At 41.3% G+C, this 4,602-nt stretch carries 4 protein-coding genes; all 4 read right to left on the reverse strand.

The features are described 5' to 3' along the window. Positions 1-167: 167 nt before the first annotated feature. Positions 168-1,166: a hypothetical protein gene (locus tag PKH29_12455; protein ID HNX15649.1), complete on the reverse strand. Its 999-nt coding sequence runs from the start codon at positions 1,164-1,166 to the stop codon at positions 168-170. A gap of 147 nt (positions 1,167-1,313) precedes the next feature. Continuing rightward, a complete protein-coding gene (locus PKH29_12460) occupies positions 1,314-1,481 on the reverse strand; it encodes a hypothetical protein (protein HNX15650.1) in 168 nt (55 codons plus the stop codon). Positions 1,482-1,484: 3 nt separating this feature from the next. Continuing rightward, the gene (locus tag PKH29_12465) at positions 1,485-2,270 is read right to left on the reverse strand and encodes a hypothetical protein (GenBank protein HNX15651.1); all 786 of its coding nucleotides are present in this window, start codon (positions 2,268-2,270) and stop codon (positions 1,485-1,487) included. 98 nt (positions 2,271-2,368) lie between these two features. Then, on the reverse strand, positions 2,369-4,602 hold a 2,234-nt coding region (locus PKH29_12470; GenBank protein ID HNX15652.1), incomplete at its 5' end, for an RHS repeat-associated core domain-containing protein.

A 4,602-nucleotide genomic window follows, 5' to 3' on the forward strand; every position in this document is an offset into this window, starting at 1 on the left:
AAATAAAAGAACACCCGCTTTGATACGATTGTATCAAAATAGGCGTTCAATTATGAAGGAAGAGACCAATATTAATACCAAAATGCACATAGTCCCTACCTTTAATTAAATAATATAGGGAATAATTAAATTATGCACATAGCAGAAATTCTAGCGTTTCAAAAGGCTTAAGAAAGAAAAAGAAGCGCATCTTGCGAAATACGCTTCTTGCAATAGCATTGTTGTCCGCTCCCACTCGCTCCGATTGTCAAGGTCCTGCCCAGACCGTCTACGCCGTAAGTGAAATCGGTTCCGTTCCGGTCTGTCTTTGATAGTAGTGACCCGTTCGGTGTATAAGCATACTCCTCCGTTTGAGACAATGCATCTTCAAGCGTTTCGGCATTTTGATACCGGTCGTAGGTATATTCAATCGTATGGGTTCCCGTCGTTTGTGTGAGAACGCTGCCTGCGCCATTGTAGGTATAAGTTACCACGTTCTCCGACGTATTGTCAAGATAATTCGTGGCCGTAGTCAAGAAATTTCGGTTGTTATATTCATTCGTCGTCTTCGACCAATCGGCGGCAGCACCCGGCTCGTTATTTGCAACCCGAGTTTGAGTTACGTTGCCATTGCGGTCGTAATCGGTCTTGGTTACCGCATAATAGGTAACGCTGTTAATTACTTCAAACGGTACGCTTTGGGTCAATTCTCTACCCAGATTGTCATAGGTAAATGTCGTGGTGTTATTAGAATAATCGGTTACACTGATCTTGCGACCAATCCCGTCATAGGCATAAGTGATATAATACCCCTCAGCGTTGTATTCCTTGACCACATTGCCCCTGAAGTCATAATCCCACTTCGCAGTATAAGCAATTTCGGGATAATCGATCTCGGCCTGCGCAGTTTTTTCGCTGATCTTGCGGCCCAGCAGGTCATAGGTAAACCTGTCGTAATGTCCGCCGTTCAGCGCGTTTTTCGCCGCTACAAGCTCCCCGTACATGTTGTAAATACTGTGGGTTGTGATCGGCTCGCCGCCGGTATACAGCGTCTTCACCACGACGGAATGATATCCGCTGTCGTCAAATTTGAACACGTCAGTGTACGACGCGGTCTCATAAGATAAAATCGCGCCGTCAATACCGGTGACCGTTGTTTCGGTTACCCTGCCGAATTCGTCATACACATAGGTCTTGCAGGCGTAATCGGCATACCCCTCCGCGTTGGATTCGCTGAGCTTCCGGCTTTGGTAGTCGTATTGATAAGACGAGAGAACCGTGCCCGTGCCGATATCGGTATAGCTGACAAGATTCCCAAGCGAGTCGTAATCATACTACAGCGTCACACCCATCTCGTTGGTGACGGACATGGTGTTCTTTGCGTTGTTATATGTTTTGGTAACAGTCGTGGAGTCGGGATTAGTCGTCACCAGCGGACGGTTCTGGGCGTCGTAGGTTGTAGAAGTAGTGTTGCCGTTGCCGTCCGTTGCTGCTAGATGAATGCATTAATTTACTTGCCACGCATAATAACTATCAAAATCCTCTGTATACTTTTCTAATACTGTTATTTTATTAATGAAAATTCGCTGCCCATCTACCGAAAAGGAATAAACGCTTTTCCAACATGGCACAAAAGGTTTATTTTCCTGTTCATAATCGTCATAACCATAAAGCATTTCGACTTCATAAACATCGTTTTCTTTTTCAATAACTTCCTGTACAATCGGGTAATAGGCATTATCGCCAAACCCCAATTCGCTGCTCCAAACTCCGCATTGACTTGGTGAATAACCAGTTACATAGTTGAAATCGACTTTAAGATTAAAAAGAAAATATACATATTTATCAAATAATTCTTCTTTGAAAAATAAAGGGTACTCCCCATATTGTTCGGTTTCACCACCTCCTTCTTCGCTTGTGCGATATTCAAATGCCGCATAAATAATTCGGTCATAACATCCTATGGTATCTTGTGAAATTTTTGAAAAATCATATTCCGCCAAAAATGAATCTAAAATATCTGCAATTACTTTAAATTTTTCATTTAAAGATTTTTCATCTGCGTAATAAATATCATTATAATTAATTTGGTCAAGTAATTGATGATAATATAAATCATTTTTTTTAAGTTCTTTCCTTCTAGGAATTAATTCAAAAACCTCATTAGGAGTTAAAGATTCATGATGATATCCCGGAAACAACCTATCACCAACTATTTTATTTTTCTCAATTATACACGAATTTAATAATATGATTAAACATAATAATATTAACAATGTTACATTCTTCATAATTATATCCACCTTTCAAATTCCGAAATCTATAATTTTTCACCGAAATAAAGATTATTAAATAATAATTGTACGATTCATATCTTCATGTTTTCCTTTTATCTGGGCGATACTCTTATTGCGCCTCTAAACTGCCCATATCTATTATAAAATTCATTTATTTCGTATTTCAATATAATTTCAGGCTGTCGGTCTCCGAAGTTTCCATCGCTGTAGTAAATATATGTTTTCCCTTCATATGAAGCAATTCCTTCAAGGAATAATACATGTCCAACTTTGGTTTTATACATAAATATTATTGAGCCGGGTAATACATATTCAAGTCCTCCTCCATTAATATCGGGGTAGAAATAATTGAGTGGATCTGGTGAATCATGTAATCCTTGTACCCCTGCTTTACCGTTATCTTGCCCATAATAGTAATTAACGCCCCAATATTGATCACTTCTCAATTTTGCATATCGAGTACATTGTTCGCCTACCACAAATCCTGTATTCATATCTCGCCCTAATATGCTTTCTAAATAAGCATAAGATGTTCCTAAAATATACTTCATATTTGTAAATGCAATATTTACAGAGCGAGATATATAATTCCCGGTATCTTCGGAACCTGTAACTATATCGTGTGAACGTGTAGCTGTAAAGAAATCCAAACCCATTATAAAATCTAGAGCTGTTTGTAAAACATCCATTGAAATTGGCTTACCTTGATTATCAGAGTTCATGAAATATAAATACGCATTATAAATACTTGGATCAGCGCTGCCGCCAGCCCCATTAATAAACAACATATCCATTATATAGTTAAAATCAAGCTCCTCCTGTGTAAAAGGCACTTCATATAAACCGATCGGGTCAATATATAATATAGGATTATTGTTGCAATATGTATAAATGTTAAGACCGTATCTAATTGGATCTTCTGATAAAAATCTCCCCGTGTTCGGCTTGTAATACCTCGCCCTCAGGTAATAGGTCTCTGTCTCTTTATCAAAGTACTCGCCGCAATAACGGAACGGATTTGCGTCAGTTACACTCGGATTGGTCTCAATCCCAAACGCATCATAGACATAGCTTTTAATGATATCACAAGCCGTGTCAATTAGATTGATCACATCACCACGCGCGTTGTAGAGATAATACACCTCTGTCATTCCAAGGAACGCTTTAACCCTGCCAATGCCATAGACATATCTGTTTTCGGTCGTGGTGGTGTTCCCGTTCACGGTAACCGATACAAACTCATTTGTGATGTTCCCGCCATCCCAAACATAAGTCGTTGTGGAGTTCCCACTTGTCTTGCATGTCCGCAATCCATCCGGGCCATAAGCGTAATTGATCACAACACTATTTATATCGATGTAAGATTTTAACTGCCCGAATAGGTCATAGGTGTTCGTAGTTGTACTTGCCCCGATGGTAGTTGTCAGCTGGCTTCCGTTGTTGTCGTAAGTGTAGTTGGTAGTTCCCTCTCCGGTTGTCTCGGTGAGCATGCGGTCATTTGCGTCATAAGTGTATACCGCAACATTCGAAGCCCCGATGGTCTTAGTTGCGCGGTTGTTGTAAGCATCGAAAGTATAACCGGTTGTAACTGTGGTTTGATTCTCCGTCACTGCTTCTGCTGTCAATCTACCAAGATCGTCATAGGCATACAATGTGGTCTTCGAACCTTCTTGCTTGCCCACCTGATTGCCATCTAAACGATACAGATAAGAACAGCTTGACAAAGTGTTGTTGCTTTCATCTTTGTTCACCAGTGTCTTGACAAGGTTTGCAAGGTTATAGGTATACGTTGTAACTTCACCGTTGCCCAAAGTCATGGTTGCCCGGTTGCCGTTCGCGTCATAGGTATAGGTCGCCTCGGTGTCTCCGTTATCTTTCACCGTGACAACTCTGCCCAAACGGTCATAAGTATAGCTTGTGGTATTTGTAACCCCGTTCACGGTGATTGCTGAAGTGAGCATTCTCCCTGAAAGATCATAGGTATATGCCTTCTGCGACGGAATGCCGGAAGCACCTAACGTAACCAGGTTCAGCTCCAAGATCACTCGGCCATAACCGTCATAGGTATAACTCGTCGTCACGCCGTCCGCACTGGTACTCGAAACCTGTCCGCCGTAGGTATATGCCGTCGTATTGTTCTGCATAGTCCCGCTCTTCGACGCATGAATTGTCAAGGTCCTGCCAAGTCCGTCAATACCGTAAGTGAAATCGGTTCCGTTCCGGTCTGTCTTCGTGATAAGCGTCCCATTAGGGGTATAGGAATAGCTCTCAGTTTGAGACAATGCGTCCTCAAGCGTCGCGACATTTTGATACCTGTCATAGGTAT

The organism is Oscillospiraceae bacterium, assembly GCA_035353335.1.
Classification (GTDB): Bacteria; Bacillota; Clostridia; order Oscillospirales; family JAKOTC01; genus DAOPZJ01.

What these genes read in the sequence shown, in the direction of transcription:
- PKH29_12465 (HNX15651.1), bottom strand. Translation starts at nt 2,270, where the DNA reads ATGAAGAATGTAACATTGTTAATATTATTATGTTTAATCATATTATTA.